25 protein-coding genes are annotated in these 25032 nt (G+C 72.9%); 5 read left to right on the forward strand and 20 right to left on the reverse strand.

Annotated features, from left to right (window positions below; all coding sequences use genetic code 11):
- Positions 1-237: 237 nt before the first annotated feature.
- From E8D37_RS05455 to E8D37_RS05490, 8 genes are all read right to left on the reverse strand, one after another.
- Positions 238-1029 carry an ABC transporter ATP-binding protein gene (locus tag E8D37_RS05455; protein ID WP_206055580.1) on the reverse strand — a complete coding sequence of 264 codons (792 nt, stop codon included), beginning with the start codon at positions 1027-1029 and terminating at the stop codon, positions 238-240.
- Positions 1026-2033: an ABC transporter permease gene (locus tag E8D37_RS05460; RefSeq protein WP_136568743.1), complete on the reverse strand. Its 1008-nt coding sequence runs from the start codon at positions 2031-2033 to the stop codon at positions 1026-1028. The genes E8D37_RS05455 and E8D37_RS05460 overlap by 4 nt, the downstream gene beginning before the upstream one ends.
- Positions 2026-4059, reverse strand: coding sequence for a glycosyltransferase (locus tag E8D37_RS05465; RefSeq protein WP_136568744.1), 2034 nt, complete (start codon positions 4057-4059; stop codon positions 2026-2028). The genes E8D37_RS05460 and E8D37_RS05465 overlap by 8 nt, the downstream gene beginning before the upstream one ends.
- Positions 4056-5240 (reverse strand): UDP-galactopyranose mutase, encoded by a 1185-nt coding sequence (gene glf, locus E8D37_RS05470; RefSeq protein WP_136568745.1) that lies wholly within the window; start codon positions 5238-5240, stop codon positions 4056-4058. Before glf ends, E8D37_RS05465 begins: the two co-directional genes overlap by 4 nt.
- Positions 5241-5246: 6 nt before the next feature.
- Positions 5247-6173 (reverse strand): glycosyltransferase family 2 protein, encoded by a 927-nt coding sequence (locus E8D37_RS05475; RefSeq protein ID WP_136568746.1) that lies wholly within the window; start codon positions 6171-6173, stop codon positions 5247-5249.
- Complete coding sequence (locus tag E8D37_RS05480) at positions 6170-7153, reverse strand: glycosyltransferase (RefSeq protein WP_240770206.1); 984 nt, start codon at positions 7151-7153, stop codon at positions 6170-6172. The genes E8D37_RS05475 and E8D37_RS05480 overlap by 4 nt, the downstream gene beginning before the upstream one ends.
- A 70-nt stretch (positions 7154-7223) precedes the next feature.
- Complete coding sequence (locus E8D37_RS05485; protein ID WP_168929630.1) at positions 7224-7676, reverse strand: hypothetical protein; 453 nt, start codon at positions 7674-7676, stop codon at positions 7224-7226.
- Positions 7655-8143, reverse strand: a complete 489-nt coding sequence (locus tag E8D37_RS05490) for a hypothetical protein (RefSeq protein WP_136568748.1) — start codon at positions 8141-8143, stop codon at positions 7655-7657. The genes E8D37_RS05485 and E8D37_RS05490 overlap by 22 nt, the downstream gene beginning before the upstream one ends.
- Positions 8144-8292: 149 nt before the next feature.
- Between E8D37_RS05490 and E8D37_RS05495 the strand changes: the two genes are divergently transcribed.
- Positions 8293-8592 (forward strand): hypothetical protein, encoded by a 300-nt coding sequence (locus E8D37_RS05495; RefSeq protein WP_136568749.1) that lies wholly within the window; start codon positions 8293-8295, stop codon positions 8590-8592.
- 33 nt (positions 8593-8625) lie between these two features.
- On the opposite strand, the gene E8D37_RS05500 is transcribed toward E8D37_RS05495, so the two are convergent.
- Positions 8626-9465, reverse strand: a complete 840-nt coding sequence (locus tag E8D37_RS05500) for a helix-turn-helix transcriptional regulator (RefSeq protein WP_136568750.1) — start codon at positions 9463-9465, stop codon at positions 8626-8628.
- 27 nt (positions 9466-9492) lie between these two features.
- Positions 9493-10326 carry an SDR family oxidoreductase gene (locus E8D37_RS05505; RefSeq protein ID WP_136568751.1) on the reverse strand — a complete coding sequence of 278 codons (834 nt, stop codon included), beginning with the start codon at positions 10324-10326 and terminating at the stop codon, positions 9493-9495.
- 205 nt (positions 10327-10531) lie between these two features.
- On the opposite strand from E8D37_RS05505, the gene E8D37_RS05510 reads away from it, so the two are divergent.
- Positions 10532-11986: an HNH endonuclease signature motif containing protein gene (locus tag E8D37_RS05510; protein WP_136568752.1), complete on the forward strand. Its 1455-nt coding sequence runs from the start codon at positions 10532-10534 to the stop codon at positions 11984-11986.
- Here E8D37_RS05510 and E8D37_RS05515 read toward each other — a convergent pair.
- Positions 11972-13417, reverse strand: coding sequence for an LCP family protein (locus tag E8D37_RS05515; RefSeq protein ID WP_136568753.1), 1446 nt, complete (start codon positions 13415-13417; stop codon positions 11972-11974). The two genes, E8D37_RS05510 and E8D37_RS05515, sit on opposite strands and share 15 nt — an antisense overlap.
- A gap of 117 nt (positions 13418-13534) precedes the next feature.
- A complete protein-coding gene (locus tag E8D37_RS05520) occupies positions 13535-14068 on the reverse strand; it encodes an acyl-CoA thioesterase (protein WP_136568754.1) in 534 nt (177 codons plus the stop codon).
- 23 nt (positions 14069-14091) lie between these two features.
- Between E8D37_RS05520 and E8D37_RS05525 the strand changes: the two genes are divergently transcribed.
- A complete protein-coding gene (locus E8D37_RS05525; RefSeq protein WP_240770207.1) occupies positions 14092-15369 on the forward strand; it encodes an LCP family protein in 1278 nt (425 codons plus the stop codon).
- 48 nt (positions 15370-15417) lie between these two features.
- On the opposite strand, the gene E8D37_RS05530 is transcribed toward E8D37_RS05525, so the two are convergent.
- From E8D37_RS05530 to E8D37_RS05565, 8 genes are all read right to left on the reverse strand, one after another.
- On the reverse strand, positions 15418-16191 hold the full coding sequence (locus tag E8D37_RS05530) for a sigma-70 family RNA polymerase sigma factor (protein WP_168929631.1): 774 nt from the start codon (positions 16189-16191) through the stop codon (positions 15418-15420).
- A gap of 315 nt (positions 16192-16506) precedes the next feature.
- The gene (locus tag E8D37_RS05535) at positions 16507-17052 is read right to left on the reverse strand and encodes a DNA starvation/stationary phase protection protein (RefSeq protein ID WP_136568756.1); all 546 of its coding nucleotides are present in this window, start codon (positions 17050-17052) and stop codon (positions 16507-16509) included.
- Positions 17053-17298: 246 nt separating this feature from the next.
- A complete protein-coding gene (locus E8D37_RS05540; protein WP_136568757.1) occupies positions 17299-18486 on the reverse strand; it encodes a heparan-alpha-glucosaminide N-acetyltransferase domain-containing protein in 1188 nt (395 codons plus the stop codon).
- Positions 18487-18529: 43 nt separating this feature from the next.
- Entirely contained in the window at positions 18530-19060 is a 531-nt protein-coding gene (purE, locus tag E8D37_RS05545; protein WP_136568758.1) for a 5-(carboxyamino)imidazole ribonucleotide mutase, read from the reverse strand.
- A gap of 2 nt (positions 19061-19062) precedes the next feature.
- A complete protein-coding gene (locus E8D37_RS05550) occupies positions 19063-20229 on the reverse strand; it encodes a 5-(carboxyamino)imidazole ribonucleotide synthase (protein WP_136569055.1) in 1167 nt (388 codons plus the stop codon).
- A gap of 121 nt (positions 20230-20350) precedes the next feature.
- The gene (locus E8D37_RS05555; RefSeq protein ID WP_136568759.1) at positions 20351-20662 is read right to left on the reverse strand and encodes a winged helix-turn-helix domain-containing protein; all 312 of its coding nucleotides are present in this window, start codon (positions 20660-20662) and stop codon (positions 20351-20353) included.
- 318 nt (positions 20663-20980) lie between these two features.
- Positions 20981-21967: an adenylate/guanylate cyclase domain-containing protein gene (locus E8D37_RS05560; protein WP_240770208.1), complete on the reverse strand. Its 987-nt coding sequence runs from the start codon at positions 21965-21967 to the stop codon at positions 20981-20983.
- Positions 21968-22043: 76 nt separating this feature from the next.
- Positions 22044-22859: a biotin--[acetyl-CoA-carboxylase] ligase gene (locus E8D37_RS05565; RefSeq protein WP_136568760.1), complete on the reverse strand. Its 816-nt coding sequence runs from the start codon at positions 22857-22859 to the stop codon at positions 22044-22046.
- Between the two features lie 175 nt (positions 22860-23034).
- Here E8D37_RS05565 and E8D37_RS05570 point away from each other — a divergent pair, with 175 nt between their 5' ends.
- A complete protein-coding gene (locus tag E8D37_RS05570; RefSeq protein ID WP_136569057.1) occupies positions 23035-24654 on the forward strand; it encodes an acyl-CoA carboxylase subunit beta in 1620 nt (539 codons plus the stop codon).
- Positions 24651-24899 (forward strand): acyl-CoA carboxylase epsilon subunit, encoded by a 249-nt coding sequence (locus E8D37_RS05575; protein ID WP_136568761.1) that lies wholly within the window; start codon positions 24651-24653, stop codon positions 24897-24899. The genes E8D37_RS05570 and E8D37_RS05575 overlap by 4 nt, the downstream gene beginning before the upstream one ends.
- The last annotated feature ends 133 nt before the right edge of the window (positions 24900-25032 follow it).

A 25032-nucleotide genomic window follows, 5' to 3' on the forward strand; every position in this document is an offset into this window, starting at 1 on the left:
CCCTGGCCGACGCCTCGCCGCAACCGGCCCCGACAGGCCTGTCGCGACAACGCTGTCGCGACCAAGGAGTCCGTGGTCCGCGCGGGTCCGCCTACCGAGGATGACGGACAGGGAGGGCGCACCGCGCCCTCCCCCGCCCCGGTCGGCGGCGCGCGCCGAGGGACAGGCGGCCCGTCGCCGGCCGGGGGCAGCGGCACCCGGGCGGCGGCGGGCCGAGCCGGCGACGGCCAGGCCGACTCAGATGTCGGCGCCGAGCTCCTCGTCGTCCGCGTTCTCGTCGAACCCGTCCTCGTCGCTGTCGTACTTGACGTAACGGATGCCCTCGTCGACGGGACCGTCGAAGCCCAGGCGACCGTTCTCCAGCACCAGGACCCGGTCGCACATCTTGCGCACCGAGCCGGCCGCGTGCGAGACGTAGAAGATCGTGCGACCGGAGTCGCGGATCTCCTGCATCTTGTCGAGGCACTTGCGCTTGAAGGGCTTGTCGCCGACCGCGAGGGCCTCGTCGGCCAGGAAGATGTCGCAGTCGACGTTGACGGCGACGGCGAAGCCGAGCCGCGCGTACATGCCCGAGGAGTAGTTGCCCACCTGCGAGTCCAGGTGCTTGCCGATCGAGGCGAACTCGACGATCTCGTCGAACTTCGCGTCGGTCTCCTTCTCGGTCATGCCGCAGACGGCCGCGTTGAGGTAGATGTTCTCGCGGCCGGTCAGCTGCGGGTGGAAGCCCGCGCCGGTGGCGATGAGGCCGGCGATCCGGCCGCGGGTCAGCACGCGACCCTCGTCCGGCCGCATGACGCCGTTGATGAGCGTGAGCAGGGTCGACTTGCCCGAGCCGTTGAGGCCCATGAGGCCGATCGACTCGCCCTGCTCGACGGTGAAGGACACGTCGTCGAGGGCCTTGAAGGTGCTCTTCGTGGCCTCGCCGCGCATCTTGGCGACGCTGACCTGCTTGAAGGTGCGCTGGTAGCGGAGCGTGAACTCCTTCGACACGTTCTCGACCACGATGGACGTCGACTTCGGGTAGCTCACGTCAGACGCTCCGGGATCTTGTTCTCCAGCTTGCGGAAGATCACCTGGGCCAGGACGAGGCAGACGACCGAGACGAGGAGCATCGCCACGCCGTAGGTCCACAGGTCCGAGGGGAGCTCCGTGCGCGCGGTGGCCGCCGGGTCGCTGGTGGTGCCCACCCAGAACGCCCGCTGCACGAGCAGCACCGCGTCCGCGATCGGGTTGAGCAGGTAGTAGTGCGCGATGGTGTCGCCGAGCTTGTCGGCCACGAGCCGGAACGGGTAGATCATCGGCACGCTGAACCGCACCAGGTTGGTGAGGATGCTGACCACCGAGGAGAAGTCCCGGAAGAACACGTTGGCCGCGCTGAACACGATGGCCAGGGCGGTGGCCAGGCACATGATGATGGCCAGCGCCAGCAGCACCGCGACGGGCACCAGCGGGTCGGGCGTCCACCCGTAGATCCCGCAGACCACCACGAGGATCACGACCTGCGGGCCCACGTGGTAGAGCGAGACGAGCATGCTCGAGACCGGGAACATCTCCCGTGGCACGGCCATCTTCCGCACCAGGGACTTGTTCTTGACGATCGAGCGCGTGCCGGCGTTGAAGGTCTCGATGAAGAAGTGGACGACGATCAGGCCGCAGAACACGTGCACGGCGTAGTTCTCCACGCTGTCGCGGCCCATGAGGAGGCCGAAGACGACGTAGTAGATCGCGAACTGGCTCAGCGGGTTGATGTAGGACCACAGCAGGCCCAGGGCCGAGCCCGAGTACCGGGACTGGATCTCCCGGCGCACCAGCAGCTTGAGCAGGTAGCGGTGCCGGAAGACCTCGAAGATCCCGGGCGCCGGGGACGGCGGGGCCAGCGGCGCGTCCACCTCGTAGGCGGCCTCACGCCCGGCGCCGGCGGTGCCCTCGGGTCCCAGCGGCACCTTGTTGCCGCGGCCGCCGCGCCGGCGGCCGCCGCCGGAGCCGGCGGCGGGCTCGGTGCCCGCCGCCGTGCTCTCACCGGTCTCAGTCATCGGCACCGTCGGCTGCGGGCTCGGTCCACGGCTTGAACGTCTCCGCCCAGGTCTCGGGCGAGGTGATGTCGCCGAGCGCGTCCTGGTACTGCTGCGCCAGGCGCGGCCACTCGCGGCGCAGCCGGGCGTGGATCGCCATGGTCTTGCTCATCATGTCGCGGAACTGGGCCGGGTCGCGGCGGTAGAGCGCCGCGGACGAGCCGTCGTTCATCGACACCACGGCGGAGTCGAACTTGCCCAGGCGCCACCACTTCGCGTCCTGCGCGCGCACCTCGGTCTCGGGGTGCGTCCGGGACAGCTCACGGACGGGCTTGAGCTGGCGCAGCGGCTGGGTGGCCGCGACGACGAAGGCCGTCCGGGGCGACGGCGGGCCGAAGTCCTCGCGCCCCTTGCGCGGCATCTTGGTCCGCTTGACCGACGGGAAGGCGTCGGGGTCGGACTCGAGCTGCGCGTCGCTGTGCTTCTTGCGCATCGCGTTGATCTCGGGGAGCTTCGTCGCCAGCTGCGCGTGCAGCGCCTCCGGCCCCTCGAGGACGTCGAGGAGCGCCTGGTGGCGCAGCTCCGCCGTCGAGTACTGCATCGAGACCAGGTGCGCGATCTGGTGGTTGCGGGACTCGGCGATGAGCCGGCCGCCCTTGTCGTACTTCGAGTGCAGCAGCGCGGCGATGAACCGGTTGCGCACGTGGAAGTAGGCCTGCCAGTCGAGGGCGTCGTTCTTGTCCGTCCACGGCACGTGCCAGACGGCCGCACCCGGGAACGTGACGGTCGGGTAGCCGGCCTCCTTGGCCCGCAGGCCGTACTCGGAGTCGTCCCACTTGATGAAGACGGGCAGCGAGAGGCCCACGTCCTCCATCACCACGCGCGGGATCAGGCACATGAACCAGCCGTTGAAGTCGACGTCCACGCGCTGGTGGAGCCACTTCGAGGCGCGCAGGTTGTGCGCGGCGAAGTCCCAGTCGGACTGGACGCCGGGGGCGGACTGCCACCAGAAGCGCCACGGCTGGACGACCTCGCCGAAGCTGTGCATCCGGGCCCGGGCGTAGAGGTTGAACATGTGGCCGCCCACGATCGTGGGGCGGCGGGCGAGGTCGGCGAACGTGACCGCGCGGATGATGCCCTCGGGCTCGCAGACGACGTCGTCGTCCATCATCATCGCGTAGTCGGCGGTGCCCTTGGCGAGGGACTCCATCTGGCCGCGGGCGTAGCCGCCCGACCCGCCGAGATTGCCCTGCTCGAGGACGCGCAGCGTGTCGCCGAGCGCCTCCTTCGCCGCCGGGTACGCCTCGGCGTCCACGACCTTCTGCTTGCCCTGCTCCATCACGAAGACGGTGTCGAGGTACGGCTGGAGCGCCTCGTCGTTGCCGAGCTGGGCGAGGAGCTCGGAGCAGAACTCCGGGCGGTTCATCGTGGTGATGGCCAGGTCGAGCGTCCCGTGCTGGGCCTTGTCCTCGGGGACCTGGGTGGTCCACTCGGCCGACTCGACCACGACGTCCGCCTCGCCGGCGATGACGTCGTACCAGTACCAACCGCCGTCCGCGAACGGCTTGAGGGTGAGGTCGAAGGAGAAGGAGCCGCGCTCCTCGGTGCCCGTGGAGGCGGACGCCACGCGCTGGCTGGAGCCGCGGGCCATGGACTTGTAGACCACGACGCTCGCGCCCACGCCGGTGACGCGGACGGTCAGCTCGACCTCCTTCACGATGGTCCACCGGCGCCAGTAGCTGGCGGGGAACGCGTTGAAGTAGGTGCCGAAGCTCATCCGCTCGCCCGAGCGGACCCGGAAGCCGGTGCGCGAGAGCAGCTGGTCGGGGTGGAGCTCGCGGCCGCCGAAGGCGAGCGAGACGCCCGGGCCGCCGTCCTTGCTGCTCTGGGAGCCGAGGTCGAGCGAGTGCGCCGTGTTGTCGACGTAGAGCGCGATGACGTCGAAGTCGTCGGCGCTGGGCAGGACCTGGCGCTGGAGGAGCCGCGTGGCGGTGACGGGCTCCTCGGCGGCGGCCTGCTCGGGGCTGGTGGTGGTCGGGGCGCTCATGCGTCGACTCCTCCGCTGGTGAGGTCGGCGCCCTCGGCGAAGTGGGGGCGCAGCTTGTTCTCGAACATGGTCAGGGCGGAGCCGATGGCCATGTGCATGTCGAGGTACTTGTAGGTACCCAGGCGACCGCCGAACAGGACGTTCGGCTCGGCCTTGGCGAGGTCGCGGTACGCGAGCAGCTTCTCGCGGTTCTCGGCCGTGTTGATCGGGTAGTACGGCTCGTCGCCCTCCTCGGCGAAGCGGCTGTACTCGTGCACGACGATCGACTTGCCCGGCAGGTAGGTGCGCTCGGGGTGCAGGTGCTTGAACTCGAGCGTGCGGGTGTAGGGCAGCTCGGGGTCGTTGGCGTTGACCACGCCGGTGCCCTGGTAGTCGTCGACGTCGACGGTCTCGCGCTCGAGGTCGATGGTGCGCCAGGTCAGGCGGCCGGCGGAGTAGTCGAAGTACTCGTCGACGGGCCCGGTGTAGACGATCGGGACCTTGCCCTTGAAGTCCTCCGCGACGGAGAAGAAGTCGGTCTCGAGGCGGACCTCGATGTTCTCGTGCTCCGCCATCCGCTCCAGCCACGCGGTGTAGCCGTCGACCGGCAGGCCCTCGTAGGTGTCGTTGAAGTAGCGGTTGTCGAAGGTGTAGCGCACGGGCAGGCGGGTGATGGTCGCCGCCGGCAGCTCCTTCGGGTCGGTCTGCCACTGCTTGGCGGTGTAGCCCTTGACGAACGCCTCGTACAGCGGGCGGCCGATGAGGGAGATCGCCTTCTCCTCGAGGTTCGTGGCGTCCTCGGTGGCGATCTCGCTGGCCTGCTCGGCGATGAGCGCGCGGGCCTCGTCCGGGGTGTGGGACTTGCCGAAGAACTGGTTGATCAGGCCCAGGTTCATCGGGAAGGAGTAGACCTGCCCCTGGTACTTCGCGAACACCCGGTGCTGGTAGTTCGTGAAGTCCGTGAACTGGTTGACGTACTCCCACACGCGCTCGTTCGAGGTGTGGAACAGGTGGGTGCCGTACTTGTGCACCTCGATGCCCGTCTCCTCGTCGAACTCGGAGTAGGCGTTGCCGCCGAGGTGCGGGCGCCGCTCGAGCACGAGGACCTTGAGGCCCAGCTGCGAGGCGCACCGCTCGGCGATGGTCAGGCCGAAGAAGCCGGAGCCGACGACGACGAGGTCAGGAAGCGAGTTCTGCTGCACGGTCGGTCAGTCTACGGATGCGGCGGGCAGAGCCCGCATCCCGCGCGCGGAGCGGAGCGCGGAGATCACGTTGCGCGCCTCACCCCGACCGCCGCGCAGGGGGCTCAGCAGCACCACGAGCAGGGCGAGGAGGTAGGGCTTGGCCCGCACGGCGGCATTCTCCCCGTAGCGGAAGTGCACCGCGAAGAGGTTGCGGTACATGTAGAAGCCCTTCCAGCCCGCCAGGTCGTGCTGCTGGTCGAAGACGAGCTGGCGCACCAGCACCGCGTCACGCACGGCGAGGATGCGGAAGCCCGCGCGCCGGGCGCGGATCGCCAGGTCCACGTCGTCGTAGAAGATGAAGAAGGACGGGTCGGGCAGCCCGATCGTCTCCAGGACGCGGCGGCGGAGCATGAGCCCCTCGAAGGCCACGTTCTCCAGCTCCACCGTGGCGGGCATCGCGTGCCGGGTGCCGTAGGCGGTCTCCACCGAGGCGGTCTTGGGCTTGAGCACCCAGGGGTGGGTCAGGTCGAAGCGGACCGCCGCCTTCTCGCACAGCGCGCCGGTCAGGTCCTCGCGCACCGAGAAGAGGGCGTCCTCGTCGAACCCCATGAGCACGGAGAGGCAGTCGGGGGCCGGGACGACGTCGTCGTCCATGAGCCACACGCGGTCCACCCCCCGCGCCAGCGCCTCCCGGACGCCGCAGTGGAAGCCGCCGGCGCCGCCGACGTTCTCCTCGCTGGTCACGACCTCGAGCGCGAGCCGCCAGGGCCGGGCGAGCACCTCGGCGGTGTGGTCGGTGGAGGCGTTGTCGACGACGAGGACGAGGTCGGGAGCGTGCTCCAGGCCCTCCAGCCCCTCGAGCATCCGGGCGAGCAGGTCGGCGCGGTTGTAGGTGACGACCACGATCCCGACGGTCTCGGGCGTGGGGGGCGTGTCGACGGGGCTGGTCATCGCAGGAACCTCTCGTGGCCGGTGAAGTCGCCGCGCAGGCCGGCGAGCGCGCCGCGCGCGCTCAGCACGAGCCGGCCCAGGTCGCGGTGGGTGAGCGTGTAGAACCACAGCGTCTTGGCCCAGAAGGCGCCGACGTGGGCCCACCCCCGGTAGGTGCGCAGGTTGACGGTGTTGTTGCGGGCCATGCAGTAGCCCTTGAGGTCGCTGGGGCTGTGGTTGTACGTGGTGCGGCCGCCCATCATCGGCGTGCCGAGCTGCCCGACGGACGGGTGGCGGACCACCGCGTCCGTGACCGTGGCGATGCGGGCCCCGGCCCGCTCGGCGCGCAGCCGGTACTCGTGGTCGTCGCCCCAGATGAAGAACTCCGCGCGCGGGTAGCCGATCTCCTCGGCCAGCGCCCGGGTGACGAGCACCCCGTTGAACGGGATGACGATGTCGGCGAGGCGGTGCCGCTCCCCCGCTGCCCGCTCGACGTCGGCCAGCGCGTGCACCACGCGGGTGCCACCGGGCAGGCGGATCGGGAAGACGAGGCGGCCGCCGTCCGCCTCGTCGACGGTGAGCGGGCCCCAGAAGTCGAGGTCGTCCTCGGCGAGCAGGCGGGTCAGGCAGGACGCGTCGGGCAGGCCGTCGTCGTCCATGAGCCAGACCAGGTCGGCGTCGGTCTCCTCCACGGCGACCCGCATGCCCTCGTGGAAGCCGCCCGCTCCCCCGCGGTTGTCGGGCAGGGTGACGGCGCGCAGCCAGGGGTGGGCGGCGGCCTGCTCGGCCAGCAGCGCGGGCGTGCCGTCGGTGGAGGCGTTGTCGACGACCACGACCTCGCGCAGCGCCGGCTCGGAGGCCACCACCTCGCCCAGCCGGGTCAGCAGGGTCGTCAGGAGGCCGATCCGGTTGAACGTGACGACGACGGCCGTGACCGTGCGCGCCGGCGCGTCGCCCCCGTCACGGTGCTCCACGTCCTGAGGCTGCCCGTCCTGCTCCACGACGACCACCCTAGGTGAGCGCGCCGCCCAGCCCGGCACCGCCGAGGCCCGCGCCTCCGGTGCACTGACCTCAGCGGTACCGGTAGCTCTCCACGGTCTCCGTGCCCGCGGTGCCGGCGTCCTGCGCCGCGGCCAGCTCGTCCTCGGAGACCACGGGCAGGAGGCGCTGGAGAACGAAGCCGATCCGGCTGCCGAAGACCGGCGCGCCGTCCTCGTCGGGCCGGTACCCGACGACCTGGAAGTGCCACGTCTGGCCGACCTGCTCCTGGTCGGGCGCGAGCTCGGCCATCCAGCTCGCGGTCCCGGTCGACCACGGCATCGGGTAGGTCTCCGGGTCGTCGTCGTGCACGCCGATCCCGTCGTAGTAGCCGTCCGCGCCGACGTACCAGTCGATGCCGCTCGCGAACACGACGTGGCCGCCCCACGCCCCCGAGAAGGTCACCGGGTAGGTGTGACCGGCCACGAGCACGCGCTCGCCGTCGATCGTGTCGACGTCCACCGTCATGGTCGACGGGTGCCGCACGGCCCGGGCGTACGTGACGTCCACGGCGGGAGACCGCCGCACGACGCTCCCGGTCCGCTTGTCGACCTCCTTGACCACGACCTGGAAGGTGCCGTGGGGCTGAAGTTGTTCCAGACGGAGAGGGTCGCCTCCCCGGAGGCACGGTCGACCTTGGCGGCCGCCCCGCGCACCCCGATCGTCCTCGCCCAGTAGCGGCGGCCCGGGCGCAGCCCCGTGACGCTCACGGTGACAGCGCCCCTGAGCTGGTGGTACTCGAAGCCCACGCAGTCGCAGTCGGGCTCCACCGAGGTGATGCGCAGCGGGGCGGCCGCGCCCCCCGCGGCCGCGGCCGCCGGGGTGGACGCCGCCCCGGCCGTACCGGCGAGGAGCCCGGGCGCCCACGCCGCCAGGAGCACGGCGAGGAGCAGGGCGAGCAGGGCGGCCGTACCACGCCGGGTGGGCGGGACGTCGGGCGCGGTGCGGGGCACGGCTCCTCCTGGGACGCGGCGGCGCAGGCGCCCTCTGCGGTCGCCAGGAGAACGTTGACACCCCGGGACCCCCGGCGCCCGGGCGACGGCGCGGGGTACCCGATTTCAGGGATGGCCCCCGCTGCTGCCGACTCTGCCAGGGTGGGCACGTGAGCCCGATCGACGCGATGGTCTACGACGCCCAGCACGCCCCCGTGCTGGTGCTGCTGCTCGTGCTGCCGACGCTGCTGGCCGTGCCGGCGTTGCGCCGCGGGAGCCGGGTCGCGTTCGTGGCGCCGGGCGCGCTCGTCGTCCTGCTGCTCCTGTGGTTCTGCTACTACGCGCTGGACTGGCCGAACCCGGGCGTCTTCGGCATCCTCGCCGTCGCCCTCGGCCTCAGCGTCGTCGGCCTGGTCGGTGCGCTCCTCGGCCTCGCGCGGGTGCTGCTGCGGCGCACCGACCCCCGCTGAGGGCACGCAGGAGGGAACCGTGGGCGGGGCCGCTCAGCCCCGGCGGGCCTCCGGCCCGAGGACGCGGAGCAGCTCGAGCTTCTCGGCCGAGGCACTTCCTGGCTCGGCGGTGAAGACGAGCAGGACGTGGTGCTGCTCGGTGTCGAGGAGGCTCTGGCAGTACAGCTCCAGGGGGCCCACCTCGGGGTGGGCGAACCGCTTGACCTGCGTCCGGACGTGACCGACCTCGTGCTCGGCCCAGACCGCCGCGAACTCCGCGCTCGCGCCGAGCAGCGCCTCGACGAGCCGCTCGGCCACGGAGCCGCGACCGTCCCGGGCGTAGGCCTCCCGGAGATCGGCGGCGAACTGCCGGCCGCGCAGGTCGTGGTCCTCGGGCGGGTAGACCGCCCGGCTCGTGGGGTCGGTGAACCACCGGTACGCCATGAAGCGGGCGTCGCCGGGCAGGGACGTCTCGTCGCCGAGGAGCGCCAGCGCCAGGTCGTTCTGCACGAGGGTCTCGCCGGTGGGCCCGAGGACGAGGGCCGGGGTGTCGACCAGCCGGTCGAGGACGCGCATGACGCCCGCGTCCACGTGGTCGCTGCGGCGCACGCGCGTCGGGGTGCCGTGCCCGGCGAGCCGGAAGAGGTGGTCGCGCTCGGCCAGCGAGAGCCGCAGGCCGCGCGCGATCGCCCCGAGCATCGGCTCGCTGGGCTGCGGGCCACGCTGCTGCTCCAGCCGGCTGTAGTAGTCGGTCGACATGCCACAGAGCGCGGCGACCTCCTCGCGACGCAGCCCGCTCGTGCGCCGACGCGGACCGCGGGGCAGGCCCACGTCCTCCGGCTGGAGCGCCTCGCGGCGCGTGCGGAGGAAGTCGGCGAGCTGGGCGCGGTCCACCACGTCATCCTCTCCCGGAGCCCTCGCTCACAGGTTCATCCCGCCGGACGCCTCGATCCGCTGGCCGGTGACCCATGCAAAGGCCGGCGAGGCGATCGCGGCCACCGTGGCACCGATGTCGTCGGGCTCCCCCACGCGTCCCATGGCGATCACCGACGACAGGTGACCGCGGACGTCCTCGTCGTCGCGCATGGAGCCCCCGCCGAAGTCGGTGCCGGTGGCGCCGGGCGCCACGGTGTTCACCGTGATCCCGCGCGGCGCAAGGGTCTTGGCGAGGTACCGGGTCCAGACCTCGACGGCGCCCTTGGCCGCCGCGTAGACGGAGTACCCGTCCGCCCCCGTGAAGCGGGCCAGGCCGGTCGAGGTGTTCACGATCCTCCCGCCGTCGCGCAGCAACGGGGCCAGGGCCTGCGTCAGCATCACCGGGCCGGTGACGTGCGTGTCCAGCAGACGGCGGACCTCGGCCACGTCGGTCTCGCCCAGCGGCGTCCACCCCGCGTTGCCGGCGTTGTTGACGAGCACGTCCAGCCCGTCGGCGTCGAAGGTGTCGGCCAGCGTCGCGCGGAGGGTGGCGGCGAAGGCCTCGAAGGTCTCCGGCGCCGTCACGTCGAGCCGCAGCGCCGCCGCGCGGCGCCCCTCCTTCTCGATGCTGCGCACCACGTCGAGCGCCTCCGCCTCGTTGGCGCGGTAGGTCAGGACGACGTCCGCCCCGCCGCGCGCCAGGTGCAGCGCCTCGCTGCAGCCCAGTCCGCGGTTGCCGCCGGTGACGAGGGCGACGCGGGCGGCTCCGACGGCCTGGGTGGTGACGGTCTGGGGGGTGGTGGTCTGGGGGGTGGTGGTCGGGGAGGTGTTCTCGGTCATGGCTCCACCGTCGCGGGCCGGGCCGGGTCGAGGAAGGCAGCAGTCATCCAGGGACCCGCAGTCCCTGGTTCGGGGACGGGCCGCCGCTCGTCGGCCAGCGGCCCCCGAACACACCGCCACCCACACTCCGCATAGCGGAATCCGCCGCATCATCTACCCAGTCAGAATGATGTTTTTCGCTTCTACGTACGGATACCCTCGACCCATGCAGACGACGCGCCGGCACCCCACCACCGGGCTGCTGGCGCGCCTCGACGACGCCCGGCGAGCGGCCGCGGTGGCCGAGGTCGAGATCGTCCTCGCCACGCTCGAGTGGGCCCACGCCCACCCCGAGGAGTCGCTGGGCGACCCCCGCCACGCGGCGGTCTCCGGCACGTCGGGGCCCTCGGCCGGCTACGCCGCGGACTCGCCCGCGTACCTCCACGGCGACCGGGCCCTCGAGCTCGGTGGGCCGGGCTGCCCCGCCGTCACCGAGGCCGCCGTCGTCGAGTGGGCCGCCGCGCTGGGCACGACCACCGAGGCCGGCCGCCGGTTCGTCGGTGACGTCCTCGAGACCCACCACCGGCTCCCCCGCGCCTGGGCCGCCCTCACCCAGGCCGCTGACCCCGAGCAGGGTGACACCGCGGTGCCGTGGTGGAAGGTCCGGCGGCTGGCGCAGGCCACCAAGCACCTCCCGCTGGCGGGCGCGGCGTTCGTGGACGCGCAGGTCGCCGCCGTCGGGGGCCGCGTCGGCCCCGCGCAGCTGGACCGGCTCGTGGCCGAGGCACTGGTCCGCTTCGACCCGGAGACCGCGGAGGAGCAGGCGCTGGCCGCCGCCGAGGACAGGCACGTCACCATCGGCGCCCAGAGCGGGGCCGGGCTCCGGATGGTCGACCACACCGGCACCGCCGTGGTCGAGGCCGTGCTCGACGCGACCGACGCGGCCGACCTCGAGGCGGCGGTCAGCACCGTGGCCGCCGAGCTCGCCGCGCTCGGCTCCCGGGAGTCCCTGCCCGCCCGGCGTGCCGCCGCCCTGGGCGAGATCGCCCGCCGCCAGCTCCAGGGCGCCGGCGAGCCCAGGACCCGCCGCGACCTCACGGTGTACGTCCACGTCTCCGAGGACGCCGTCCGGGCGGCCGCCGACCCGACCACCGACCCGACCACCGACGTGTCGGACCACCCCGTCGGCGAGCCGACGGAGAACCCGCTCGTCCGCGTGGAGTCCACCCCGGGCACGCTGACCAGCCTCGGCGGCGGGTTCACGACGCTGGAGGTGCTGGCCCGCTGGGTCACCGAGTCGGTGGCCGACACCCGGATCACGGTCAGACCCGTGATCGACCAGCGGGTCGAGCGCCACACCGAGGCGTACGAGTTCCCTGACCGGCTGGCCGAGCAGGTCCGCCTCCGCGAGGCCACCTGCGTCTTCCCCCACTGCCGGCGCGCGGCCCGGCGCTGCGACACCGACCACGTCGTCCCGCACGCCCGCGGGGGCCCGACGTCGACGGACAACGCAGCGCCGCTGTGCCGCACCCACCACCGCGCCAAGACCCACCTCGGCTGGGCCTACCACCGCGCCCCCGAGGGGCCGGCCGAGCAGGGCCGGCCCGACTGGCTGTGGACCAGCCCGCACGGGCGGACGTACCTGCGCACCCCGCAGGGCACGAGGTCAGCAGGCGGCTGACAGGTCCCCGGCGGAGTTGGCGGCGTAGCCGGTGGAGAGCGAGCCGAGGGAGCCGCCGGTGACGGTGCCCGAGGAGTTCTTGCGCGAGGCGCTGCCGCGCGGGGCGGAGGCGGTGCCCTCGGCCTTGTCGATGGCGGCGGCCACCTTCTCGTGCACCAGGTCGATGTCCGGGTCGGCGGTGTTGATCATCGGCGGCACCAGGGAGAGCGTGGAGACCTTCTGCGTGCGCGCCTCCACCGCGAGCTGCACGAAGGTGCTCAGCTCGGAGGCCGGGACGTCGGTGGAGACCAGCTGCGAGGAAGCCGAGGCGATCTCGGTGAAGTTGGTGAGCATCGTCTCCGGGCTGACCTGCTGGAGCAGCGCGTTCATCACGCACTTCTGCCGCGCCATCCGCGAGTAGTCGTCGGAGTCGTCGCGGGCCCGGGCGTACCAGAGCGTCTGGAAGCCGTCGAGGTGCTGCTCGCCGGGCTCGATGTAGTCGTAGACGTCCGAGCCGAGGCCGCCGATCGGGATGGCCTGGCGGACGTCGATGTCGATCCCGCCCACGGCGTCCACGAGCGAGGTGAACCCGTGCAGGTTCACCATCGCCCAGTAGTTGATCTGCAGGCCCGTGATCCCCTCGACGGCCATGATCGTGGCGTCGAGGCCGGGGGTGTCGCTGTCGCCGAACAGGTCGGCGTGGTCCTCCGCCCAGGTGGAGACGCCGTTGAGGTAGTCGGCGTCGAAGCCGTCGGGGAACTGCTCGGCCATCACCGAGCCGGCCACGAACGGGAAGTTCTCCATGTTCCGGGGCAGCGAGATGAGCACGGTGCGCCCGGTGACGGCGTCGATGGACGCCACCGTCATGGAGTCGGGGCGCATGCCCCAGCGCCCGGCACCGGAGTCGCCACCCAGCAGCAGGACGTTGAAGCGCCCGTCGTGGGCCCCCGAGACGTCCGAGGAACCGAACATCGTGATCATCAGGTTCCGCTGGACCCCCGCGAGGTGCGCACCGAACAGCAGGGCCCCGGCCAGGGAGAAGCAGAGGACGCCGTTCACGCCGATCACCGCGCGGCGGTGGGCGAGCCCCAGCGTCAGCGGCTGGCCGAGGCGCCAGGCGTCGACCATGAGGCCGAACCACCCGATGGCCCCGGCGAGGAGCACGACCCGGGCGAGGAGCAGCACCGTCGGGCTGGTCACCCAGTCGAGGACGAACGCGGGGTGGACGAGCGCCGCGACCCCCGCCACCAGCACCAGCGACCACAGGGCTGCCCAGGCGCCGATCGCGACCCGGCCGACGCGTCGGTCGCCCGCGACCAGCTGGGCGGAGCCGGGGACGACGAGGGTCATCGCCATGAGCGAGAGGGCGCGCCGGAACCGGACCCGCGCCGCGCGTTCTGCTGCGCTGCGACGGAACGTCTCGACCGACCCGGGGGAAGGAACGGGTGGCATGGACGGAAGTATCACCAGTCCCAGCAGTCACACAGGTGCAGGCGCGCCGGGGTGTCGCGCCCCGATGCCCCGCTCCCGCCCGGCAGGGCGAGCCAGCTCACCCCCGGGGGTGGGGCCTCAGGCCCGGCCGGCCTCGATCTCGCGCTTGCGCGCCAGCCGGTGGGCCCGGCGGATCTCGGCCTCCCGGTACCGCCGTCGCTCCTCGTCGGTCTCGGGCACGAGGGGAGGCACGGGGCGCGGGGCCCCCTCGGCGTCCACCGCCACGAACACGAAGTACGCGGACGCCACGTGCAGAGCCGGCGCCTGCGGGTCGTTCCAGGGCGCCGCCTCGACCCGCACCCCGATCTCCATCGAGGAGCGGCCGGCCCAGTTCACCGAGGCCGTGGTCCGCACGATGTCGCCCACGTGCACCGGCTCCAGGAACACCATCTCGTCCAGGGCGGCCGTCACCGACGGCCCGCCCGAGTGCCGCTGGGCCGCGGCCCCGGCGGTCGAGTCGGCGAGCTTCACGACCTCGCCGCCGTGGATGTTGCCCAGCAGGTTGGCCTGCGCCGTCGACATCAGCACCGCCAGCGAGACGCTGCCGTAGGACGGCGGGCGGCCCTGCCCCTCTGCGGCCGGGGTGTCGGGGCGGAGTGGCTCGTCAGGCATGGGCGCACGGTAACTTCCCTGTCATGGCTCAGCGTCCCACCGGTGGTGGCTCCGACTCCTCCGACGGCGAGGACCCCCTCGGCTTCGACTGGCTCTACGGCCGCGACGGCGCCCCCGGCGACCCCGACGAGACCCGCGTGATGAACGTCCAGCCGCGGGACCCGGCGCCGCGCCCGGCCGCCCAGGACCCCGGCGCCCAGAACCCCGCCGCGCACAACCCCGCCGCGCAGGCACCCCGGCCGCAGGACGAGCCGCCCGTCCGCCTCGCCCCGACGCCGCGCGAGCCCCGCCGCTCCGGCGGCGCCGGCGGCTCGGGTGGGTCCCGCGGCACCGTGCACGGCCGCCGCCGCTTCCGCCCCCGGTACCTGCTGATCCCGCTGGTGCTCTGGCTGGCGTTCCTGGTCGGCACCCCGATCTACGCGTGGACCAAGGCGGACGAGGTGGCCTTCTCCCCCACCGCCTCCAAGCTCGACGACCAGCCCGGCACCACCTACCTGCTCGTCGGCAGCGACTCGCGCGCCGGCCTCACGGCCGAGCAGCGCAAGGAGTACGGCACCGGCAACGCCTCCGGCCAGCGCACCGACACGATCATGCTGCTGCACACCGGCTCGGGGCCGAACCTGCTCATGTCGATCCCCCGCGACTCGCTGGTCGACGTGCCCGGCTACGGCACGACCAAGATCAACGCGGCCTACGCCTACGGCGGCGCGAAGCTGCTGGTCAAGACGATCCAGCAGAACACCGGCATCAAGATCGACCAGTACGTGGAGATCGGCCTCGGCGGGCTCGTCAACGTCGTCGACGCCGTCGGCGGCATCGAGATCTGCCCCGAGCAGAACATGGTCGACAAGCTCGCCAACCTGGACATCAAGAAGGGCTGCCAGGAGGTCGACGGCACCACCGCGCTGGCCTACGCCCGCTCGCGGCACGTCTCCGGCCTCGGCGACATCGACCGCGCCAAGCACCAGCGCGAGGTCGTCTCCGCGGTCGGCGCGAAGGTGCTCTCGCCGTGGACCTTCATCAACCCGGTGCGCTACTGGAAGCTCAACATGGCGGTCACCCAGACCTTCACGTTCGGCGACGGCATGCACTGGTGGAACGCCGGCCTGTGGGCCATGGCGATGACGAGCGTGAACGGGGACGACGGCCTCACCTGCGGCGTCCCGATCTCCGACCTCGCCGTGCACTGGGACCCCGAGCGCAGCACCGAGATGTTCCAGGCGATCATCGACGACGACACCGAGTCGATCGGCGACGACCTGTGCACCGCGAGCGGCCTCGAGGGCAACGACGGCAACTGAGCCGGAACCGGCGCGGCCAGCGCGCCGGGGAGGAAACGCAGGCGCCGCTCAGGCGGCGCCCGTGCGGTCCATCTCGGCGCGCAGCCGCCGCAGGATGCCCGAGAGCAGCCGGGAGACCTGCTCCTGGCTGACGCCGAGCACCGCACCGATGTCGGCCTGGGTGCGGCCCTCGAAGAACCGCATGCTCACGATGGCCCGCTCGCGCGGGTCGAGCACGCCGATCGCGGCCGCCAGGGCCATGCGGGCGTCCGCGTGGTCGAAGCCGGGGTCGGGCTCGCCGAGGGTGCTGGACGCCGGGCTGTCGTCCCCGTCGCCGAGCGGCTCGTCCAGGGAGTCGGTGCGGAAGCAGCCGGCCACGCCACGGGCCGCGCGCACGTCGTCCGCTGCGACGCCGAGGAGCTCCGCGACCTCCGCTTCGGAGGGCGTGCGGCCCAGCCGCTGGAGCAGCTCGGCCTCGGCCGCGGGAAGTCGCACGACCAGCTCCTGGAGCGAGCGCGGGGGCCGCACGGTCCAGCCGGTGTCGCGGAAGCCGCGGCGCAGCTCGCCGAGGATGGTGGGCACGGCGTAGCCGACGAAGTCGTGGCCGCGCGTGGGGTCGTAGCCATGGACGGCCTTGACCAGGCCGAGGTAGGCCACCTGCTGCAGGTCCTCGTCGGCGATGCCGCGGCCGCGGTAGCGCCGGGCGAGCTCGCCCGCGAGCGGCAGGTGCAGCTCGACCACGGCCTTCTCGTAGGTCTCGCGGTCCTCCGGCGCGACGGCCCGTGCGCGGAGCAGGAGCCGGGCCGTGCGCAACTGGCGGCGCGCGGCAGCCGAGGCGCGCACGCGGGCGTCTCCGCCTGCCACACCGACCACCGCTTCCGACGCGTCGACAGGGACGACGCCGACCACGGCGCGGTCCATCTCGCGTCGATCGTGGCAGAAGAGCGGACTCCCCCGCAGCAGTCTTCGACGATTGGCGGACGACGGGGATGAATTACGTCATCCCCCAGATGCGGCAGATGCGGCGCCCCACGGCACGAGAACGGCGGCCGGCCCCCTCACGGGGCCGACCGCCGTCGCGGTGCCGGATCGGTCGAGCTGGATCGGTCGAGCGGGATCGGTCGAGCCGGCTCGGTCGAGCCGGCTCGTCCGGGTGGCTCAGACGGAGGCCGCGGCGTCCTTCTCGGAGGTCGCGTCCTCGGTGGCCAGACGACCGCCCTTGTCCTCCAGGTGCGCGCGCACGAACCAGTGGAACAGCTCGAGCTGCTCGGTCTGGGCGATGAACATGTCCTGGGTGACCAGGTCGAGGTCGTCGAGCTCCTTGAGCCCGGCGCGGTAGCTGGTGATGACGCCCTGGTAGACGAGGTCCAGCGCGGCGAGGTGCTCCTGCGTGCCGGCGCGGCCCAGGGAGTAGTCGTCCCAGTCGCGGGCCCCGACGATCGAGCCGGGGGTGCCCTGCGGCGAGCCGCCGAGGGTCGCGATGCGCTCGGCCAGGTCGTCGGCGAAGCCGCGGACGGCCTCGACCTGCGGGTCGATCATCTCGTGGACGGCGATGAAGTGGGGCCCCACCACGTTCCAGTGGATGTGCTTGAGCGTGAGGTGGAGGTCGTTGCAGGCGTGGAGCCGACCCTGGAGCAGCTCGACGACGCGCTCGGCGTCCGCCGGGTCGAGGCCGGGTGCGGTGTAGTGGAGTGCGGTAGCCATGTCTCTCCAGTGCCCCGTCGGCGCGGCGGTGATCCCACCCGGCCGGGTGAACGGCGCTGGGGACGAGGGGATGGGGACGAGGAGCTGATCCGCCCGGGCGGCGCCGGCCCGAGGGGGGAGGGGGCAGGGCGCCGCCCGGGGCGGAGGGACGACCGGCCACCCGGGACTGGGGTGGGGGACGAGGGGAACCGGTCGAGGGGGCCGTACCCGACGACGTCGGCGACATGCGCCGCCGCCGGGAGCGGTCTAGACCGACCGGCCGCCCAGGACGAGGGTGCGGGCGGCGTCGGCCAGCCGGGCGCCGACCGCCTCCAACGGCCCCCGGCGGCCGCTCAGCGCCAGGAACGCCCCCAGGACCAGCAGGAGCAGGGCCTGGTCGAGCCAGGCCCGGACCCCGGCGCCCACGCCGACCACGTCGGTGAGCACCACGTGCAGCGTGTACCCGCTCAGCGTCGCCGCGCCCGCCCCGCACACCACGCCCGCGGCCCGGTGCCAGCCGGGGCCCAGCCGGAGCAGCCCGCGCTCGGCGAGGAGGCAGCCGGCGAGCACCGCCACCGAGCTCGCCATCGTGGCCAGCAGGTCGGGGGGCGTGCTCGCGTGCGGGGCGAGCACGAGGAGCCAGGCCCACGAGCCGTCGGCCGGCGTCTGGCCGGCCAGGCCGGGGTCGACGAGCAGCCGCAGCACCTGCGCCGGGTCGCCCTGGCCCAGCGGCGCGTCGGCGGCGAGCGCGTTCAGCACGGACGGCAGCGCCATCACCCGGTGCGCCACCGCGGTGACCAGCCAGGCGACGAGCACGCCGCCGATCGCCCAGGCCGCGAGCACGCGGGTGCGGACCCGGGCCAGGTCGCAGCGGCCCAGCGCCATGCCGAGGAGCAGGTAGGCCAGCCACGCCAGGACCGGGTAGTAGCCGGTCACGAGCAGCTCCGAGACGAGCCTGCCCGGCGTCGCGAGCATCCCCGGCTCGGGGCTGCTCCACCCCCTCGCGGGCAGGTGCGGCCGCAGCAGCTGGAGCAGCACCGGCCCGACCAGCACCCAGGCGGCGGCGAGCAGGCCGAGCGTCCTGGCGCGCAGGGGCAGCAGCAGCGCCCCCAGCGAGAGCAGCAGCGCGTAGTCGACCAGGATGACCGCGATCCCGGAGTCCAGCGCGCCCAGCAGCAGCCCCACGAACGCGAGCAGGACGCAGCGGGCGACCACGCCCGCCGCGCTCGCCGCCCACGCGCGGCCGTGGGGCGGCCGGTCGCGGCCGGAGACCAGCGCCAGGCTCACGCCGGCCAGCACCGCGAACAGCGCCGAGGCACGTCCGGCGCACCACCAGCCGACGTCCGTGAGCGTCCCGTCGTCGGCGCGGACGCCGACCAGGTGGGTGGCCATCATGGCCAGCAGCGCCACCAGCCGGGCGGCGTCGACGCCGAGCAGGCGCGGGGCGGAGGCCACGGCAGCGTCCCCGTCCCGGAGCCGGACCCGCGCCCTCAGGCCCTCAGAAGCCCAGGCGGGTGGACGGCGCGGACGCGCGCCGCACGGCCTCGCCCTTGGCGGTGGCGGTGGCGTGCAGCTCGGCCTGGAAGGCCTCCATCTTCTCCCGCAGCCCCGCGTCGGAGGCGGCGAGCACGCGGACGGCGAGGAGGCCGGCGTTGCGGGCGTTGCCGATCGCGACCGTGGCCACGGGGACGCCCGCGGGCATCTGCACGATGGAGAGCAGCGAGTCCATGCCGTCGAGGTACTTCAGCGGCACGGGCACGCCGATGACGGGCAGCGGGGTCAGGGCCGCGAGCATGCCCGGCAGGTGGGCCGCTCCCCCGGCGCCGGCGATGATCACCTGCAGGCCGCGGCCGGCGGCCTCGCGTCCGTAGTCGAGCATCTCGGTCGGCATCCGGTGGGCGGAGACGACGTCGGCCTCGTAGGCCACGCCGAACTCCTCGCACGCCTTCGCGGCGGCCTCCATCACGGGCCAGTCCGAGTCGGACCCCATGACGATGCCGACGCGCGGGGTCGGGGTGGTCTCGCTCATGCTCACTCGCTCTCGTTGCCCAGGTCGCCGCGGAACCAGGCCGCGGCGTGCCGGGCGCGCTCGAGGCAGTCCTCGAGGTCGTCGCCGTAGGTGTTGACGTGGCCGACCTTGCGGCCGGGCCGGGACTCCTTGCCGTACAGGTGCACCCGCAGTCGCGGGTCCCGGGCCAGGGCGTGGGGGTAGCCGTCGTAGAGCCGGCCGACGCCCTCGCCGCCGGCCTCCGGGTCGGGGCCGCCGAGGATGTTGACCATCACCGACCAGCGCTCCCGCGGGGCCGGGGAGCCGAGCGGGAGGTCCATGACGGCGCGCAGGTGGTTCTCGAACTGGGACGTGACTGCACCGTCCTGGGTCCAGTGACCGGTGTTGTGCGGACGCATCGCGAGCTCGTTGACCAGGATGCGCCCGTCCGAGGTCTCGAACAGCTCCACGGCAAGGATGCCGGTGACGCCGAGCTCGCCGGCGATCCGCAGCGCGAGGGCCTGGGCCTCACCGGCCAGCTCCTCGGAGAGGTCCGGGGCGGGCGCGACCACCTCGTGGCAGATGCCGTCGAGCTGCGTGGTCTGCACGACCGGGTACGCGGCCGCCTGCCCCGAGGGCGCGCGGGCGACCAGCGCGCTGAGCTCGCGGGTGAAGTCGACGAGCTCCTCGGCGAGGATGCGGACGCCCGAGGCCTCGGCCGCGGCGAACGGCTCGGCGCAGTCCTCGGCGGAGCGCACGACCCACACGCCCTTGCCGTCGTAGCCGCCGCGCGTGGTCTTGAGGACGCAGGGGAAGCCGAAGGCGGCCACCTCGTCGGCGTCCGCCACCACGGCGTTGCGCGGGCAGGGCGCGCCGAGCGCGGCCAGGCGCTCGCGCATCACGGCCTTGTCCTGGGCGTGCACGAGCGCGTCCGGGCCGGGGCGGACGGCGACGCCGTCGGCCTCCAGCGCGCGCAGGTGCTCGGTGGGGACGTGCTCGTGGTCGAAGGTGACCACGTCGCAGCCGGCCGTGACGGCACGCAGGGTCGGCAGGTCGCGGTAGTCGCCCACCGTGTGGTCGACGACCACTTGGGCCGCGGACACGCCCGGGGCCTCGGCCAGCAGCCGCAGGGGCAGGCCGAGCGCGATCGCCGGCTGCGCCATCATGCGGGCGAGCTGACCGCCGCCGATCACCGCCAGCGTGGGGGCCAGCGGCGAGGCAGCAGGCCTCGGGGCAGGGGGCGTGGGGATGCTGTCGGGGGACGCGTCTGACACGGGCTCAGCGTAGGCGGGCCGACCCCCGAGAGGTCAGCCGGCCTCGTCGTGCGCAGGCTCAGGCGGCCGGCTCGGACTTCTCGAACCGCAGGCCCTTGCCCCGGATCGTGGTGATGAGATGGGGACGACGCGAGTCGTCACCCAGCTTGCGGCGGACCCAGCCGAGGTGGACGTCGATGGTCTTCGACGACGTCCAGAAGCTGGTGTGCCAGACGTCGCGCATGAGCTCGTCACGAGTGACGATGTCGCCTGCGCGAGTGATGAGCGCGTGGACCAGGTCGAACTCCTTGCGGGAGAGCGCGACCTCGTCCTGCCCCTTCCACGCGCGACGCGTGTCGGGGTCGAGGGAGATGTTCTGAACCTTGATCACCCGCTCAGGGTAGGCAAAGAACCCGGGCGGCTCCTAGATGTTGTCCTGATCCGGCAGTGTCATCTTGAGGCCACGTCCGCGCGACAACTGTTCACGCAACGTGAAGACGGCAGGTAAAGGCCAGATCGTCAGGCCATCTGCAACGTGAACGCATCATTGCAGGTCAGAACGCAGGTCAAGCCTGACAGATGTACGCGACGGACGTCACGTCACCGTTTTCGTCCGACACGCTGTCGCGGGAAAGGTGCACAGTCGTCCACCTCACAATCGGACCGCTGCCGACCGCACGCCGGTCGGGCTCGCACGACGAGCGGTCGGTCAGCGACGACGAACGGCCAACGGCTCGACGATCCCGAACCCGCGGACGGGCCGCGCCGCCATGCGCCGGGTCTCGAACCGGTCGGGCGGGAGGTGGTCGGCCGTGGTGGCGTCCACGATGATCCGGTTGCGCCGCGCGACGTTCGTGAGCCGGGCCGCCATGTTGACCGGGGGCCCGAAGACGTCGCCCATCCGCATGACGACGAGGCCGGTGGCCAGCCCCACGCGGACGTCCGGCATCCGCGGGTCGCGGCCGATGACGTTGATGATCCCCTCGGCGGTGTCGTAGGCCCGCTCCGGGTCGTCGTTGACGAAGAGCACCGAGTCGCCGATGGACTTGATGACGCGCCCGCGCTGCGCGGCCACCACGTCGGCGCAGCGCACCTCGAAGAGCTCGACCAGGTCGCCGATCTTCTCCTGCGTGAGCGTGTTCGAGAGCGCGGTGAACCCGACGATGTCGGCGAACCCCACCGACTGCGTGACCGAGTGCAGGTCGGAGTCCTCCGAGCCGAGCGCCTCGATCCGCCCCGCGGCCGCCGCCAGGTGCCGGCGCCACGCGTAGATCAGCAGGTCCTCGAACGGCTTGGAGAAGCCGGAGACCAGCTCGATGGCGGCGTCGACGCGGCTGCGCTGGTCGGGCGCCGAGGCCTGCATCTCCTCGACCCGCTGCACCATGGCCGAGACCTCCCAGTCGGCCAGCCGCGACATCGTCTGGCCGAGCGCCCGCGTCAGGTTCACGGCCAGGTCGAAGCTCAGCAGCCCGGACCGGGTGACCTCGCCCAGCGTCCGGACCGCCTCCGCGTCCGACGGCAGGAAGGCGGCGACGTCCTCGCCGTACTCCGGGAAGCCCAGCGCACGCCACAGCCGGCGCGCCTGCTCGGGCGGGACGCCCGCCCACTCGGCCACCTCCGGGGAGGTCAGCACCGGGAGGTCTCCGAGGATCGCCTGCTCCAGCGGGCTGGGGATGTGCTCCTCTTCGCGCGCCACCCGCGCCTCCGTCCCTGCTCTCGACCGTCTCGGAGCGCCCAGTCTCTCACCCGGGACGTCGCGGCCCCGCTGCGGCTCAGGCCGGGCGCACGTGCACGACGTCCCCGGCGCCCACCGGCACGACGCCGTCCGAGCCGGACACCAGGAGCCGGCCGTGCTCGTCGATGCCCACCGCCTGGCCCAGCAGGGCCGAGCCGTCGGGCAGGGAGACCCGGACGTCCTGGCCGAGCGTCGAGCACCGGGCCGCGTAGCGCTCGCGCAGGCCCGGGTCGTCCCCGCCGGCGGCCTCCCAGGAGGCGAGGGCGGCGGTGAGCGCGGGCACGAGCGCGCCGAGGACGTGCGTGCGGTCCACGACGTCCGGCTCCTCCCCCTCCCCCGCCCGGGCCGAGGCCTCCACGAGCAGGGACGTGGCGGTCGGCACCGGGAGCTCGTCGGGAGCCAGGCCGACGTTGAGCCCGACGCCCAGGACCGCGGCCGCCGGCGCGCCCACGGGGGCGTCCACCCGCTCCGCGAGGATGCCGGCGACCTTGCGGGTCTCCCCCTCCACCGGGAGCAGGACGTCGTTGGGCCACTTCAGCCGCGCCGGGTGACCCAGGCCGGCGAGGGCGTCCGAGACGGCCGTGCCGACAAGCAGCGGCAGCCACGGCCAGTGCTGCACCGGCACGGCGAGGCGCACGAGCAGGGAGAAGGTGAGGGCGGTGCCGGCCGGCGTCGTCCAGGCGCGGTCCAGCCGCCCCCGGCCAGCCGTCTGGTGCTCGGCCACGAGCACGAGCGGCCCCGGCTCCCCGGCCCGGGCGCGGGCGGCCGCCTCGGCGTTCGTCGACGGGCTCGTGGGCAGGACCTCGGCCCGGACACCGAGCGGCAGGAGGGACGCCAGGGCGTCGGGGTCCACGGGCGCGCACGCGCGCGCACGCGCGCTAGCGAACGGCGCGCCGTGGGGCAATGACGGGAGTCGCTCAGGATCGTGTGGCACGGGGACTACATTGACGCACGGCCGCACCAGGTCTCGCAGGGAGCACCTGCGCCGGGCGGCCGAGGCACCAGGAGGTCGAGACGAAGTGAGCGCGATGCCGGGCGAGGGCACCGAGGTCCCCACCGGGGCGGACGCCCCGGACCTGAACACGACGGCGGGCAAGCTGGCGGACTACGAGCGCCGCATCGACGAGGCCGTGCACGCGGGCTCGGCCAAGGCCGTCGAGAAGCAGCACGCCAAGGGCCGTCAGACGGCCCGCGAGCGCATCGAGCAGCTCTTCGACGAGGGCTCCTTCGTGGAGCTCGACGAGCTGGCGCGCCACCGCTCGACCGCCTTCGGCCTGGAGAAGAACCGGCCCTACGGCGACGGCGTCATCACCGGCTACGGCACCATCGAGGGCCGCCAGGTCTGCGTCTTCTCCCAGGACTTCACGGTCTTCGGCGGGTCGCTGGGCGAGGTGTACGGCGAGAAGATCACCAAGGTGATGGACCTCGCCATCCGCACCGGCAGCCCCATCATCGGCATCAACGAGGGTGCCGGCGCCCGCATCCAGGAGGGCGTGGTCTCCCTCGGCCTCTACGGCGAGATCTTCAAGCGCAACGTCCACGCCTCCGGCGTGATCCCGCAGATCAGCCTCATCATGGGCAACTGCGCCGGCGGCCACGTCTACTCCCCCGCCGTCACCGACTTCACCGTGATGGTCGACCAGACCTCCGCCATGTTCATCACCGGCCCGGACGTCATCAAGACGGTCACCGGCGAGGACGTGTCGATGGAGGAGCTGGGCGGCGCCCGGACCCACAACACCAAGTCGGGCAACGCCCACTACATGGCCTCGGACGAGACCGACGCGCTCGAGTACGTCAAGGCGCTCATCTCCTACCTGCCGCAGAACAACCTCGACGAGCTCCCCGTCTTCGACGAGGTCGCCGACCTCGAGCCGAGCGACACCGACCTGGCGCTCGACACGATCATCCCGGACTCGCCGAACCAGCCCTACGACATCCACGAGGTCATCGGGGCCGTCGTCGACGACGGCGAGTTCCTCGAGGTCCAGGAGCTCTTCGCGCCCAACATCGTCGTCGGCTTCGGCCGCGTCGAGGGCTCGCCGGTCGGCGTCGTCGCCAACCAGCCGATGCAGTTCGCCGGGACGCTCGACATCGCCGCCTCCGAGAAGGCCGCCCGGTTCGTCCGCTTCTGCGACGCCTTCAACATCCCCGTGCTGACCTTCGTCGACGTCCCGGGCTTCCTCCCGGGCACCGACCAGGAGTGGGACGGCATCATCCGCCGCGGCGCCAAGCTCATCTACGCCTACGCCGAGGCCACCGTCCCGCTCGTCACGATCATCACCCGCAAGGCCTACGGCGGCGCGTACGACGTGATGGGTTCCAAGCACCTCGGTGCCGACGTGAACCTCGCCTGGCCCACCGCCCAGATCGCGGTCATGGGTGCCCAGGGCGCCGCCAACATCCTGCACCGCAAGACGCTCAAGAAGGTCGCGGACGCCGGGGGCGACGTGGAGGCCAAGCGCGCCGAGCTCATCGACGAGTACGAGCGGACGCTGGCCAACCCGTACATCGCGGCCGAGCGCGGCTACGTCGACGCCGTCATCGCCCCGCGCGAGACCCGCGCCCAGGTGGTCAAGGCGCTCCGCCTGCTGCGCAGCAAGCGGGCGACCCTGCCCGCCAAGAAGCACGGGAACATCCCGCTGTGAGCGGCGAGCCGACCGTGCAGAAGGACGAGCAGAAGGACGAGCGGCCGGTCCTGCGCGTCCTCACCCCGCACGCCACGCCGGAGGAGATCGCGGCCGTCGTCGCCGTGGTCTCCGCCGTGGCGGCGGCGACCGCCCCGGCGGCCGCCCGGCCCCGCCGCCGCGCGTGGAACCACCCGGCGCTCCTCCTGCGCACCCCGGTCAGCCACGGTCGCGGCGCGTGGCGGGCGAGCGGCCTGCCCCGCTGAGGGTGGACCGCTCCGGTCTGTGACCTGGCCCACGTCCGCACGCTGCGACGGCCGTCGCTCTGGCAATTCTTGAGCAAGCCCCGCAAGAATCTTGAGTGCACACGGCCGTTCACCTTGAGCATGGACGGACAGG

It is taken from the genome of Nocardioides sp. GY 10127, from assembly GCF_004919085.1.
In the GTDB taxonomy this organism is placed as follows: Bacteria; Actinomycetota; Actinomycetes; order Propionibacteriales; family Nocardioidaceae; genus Nocardioides.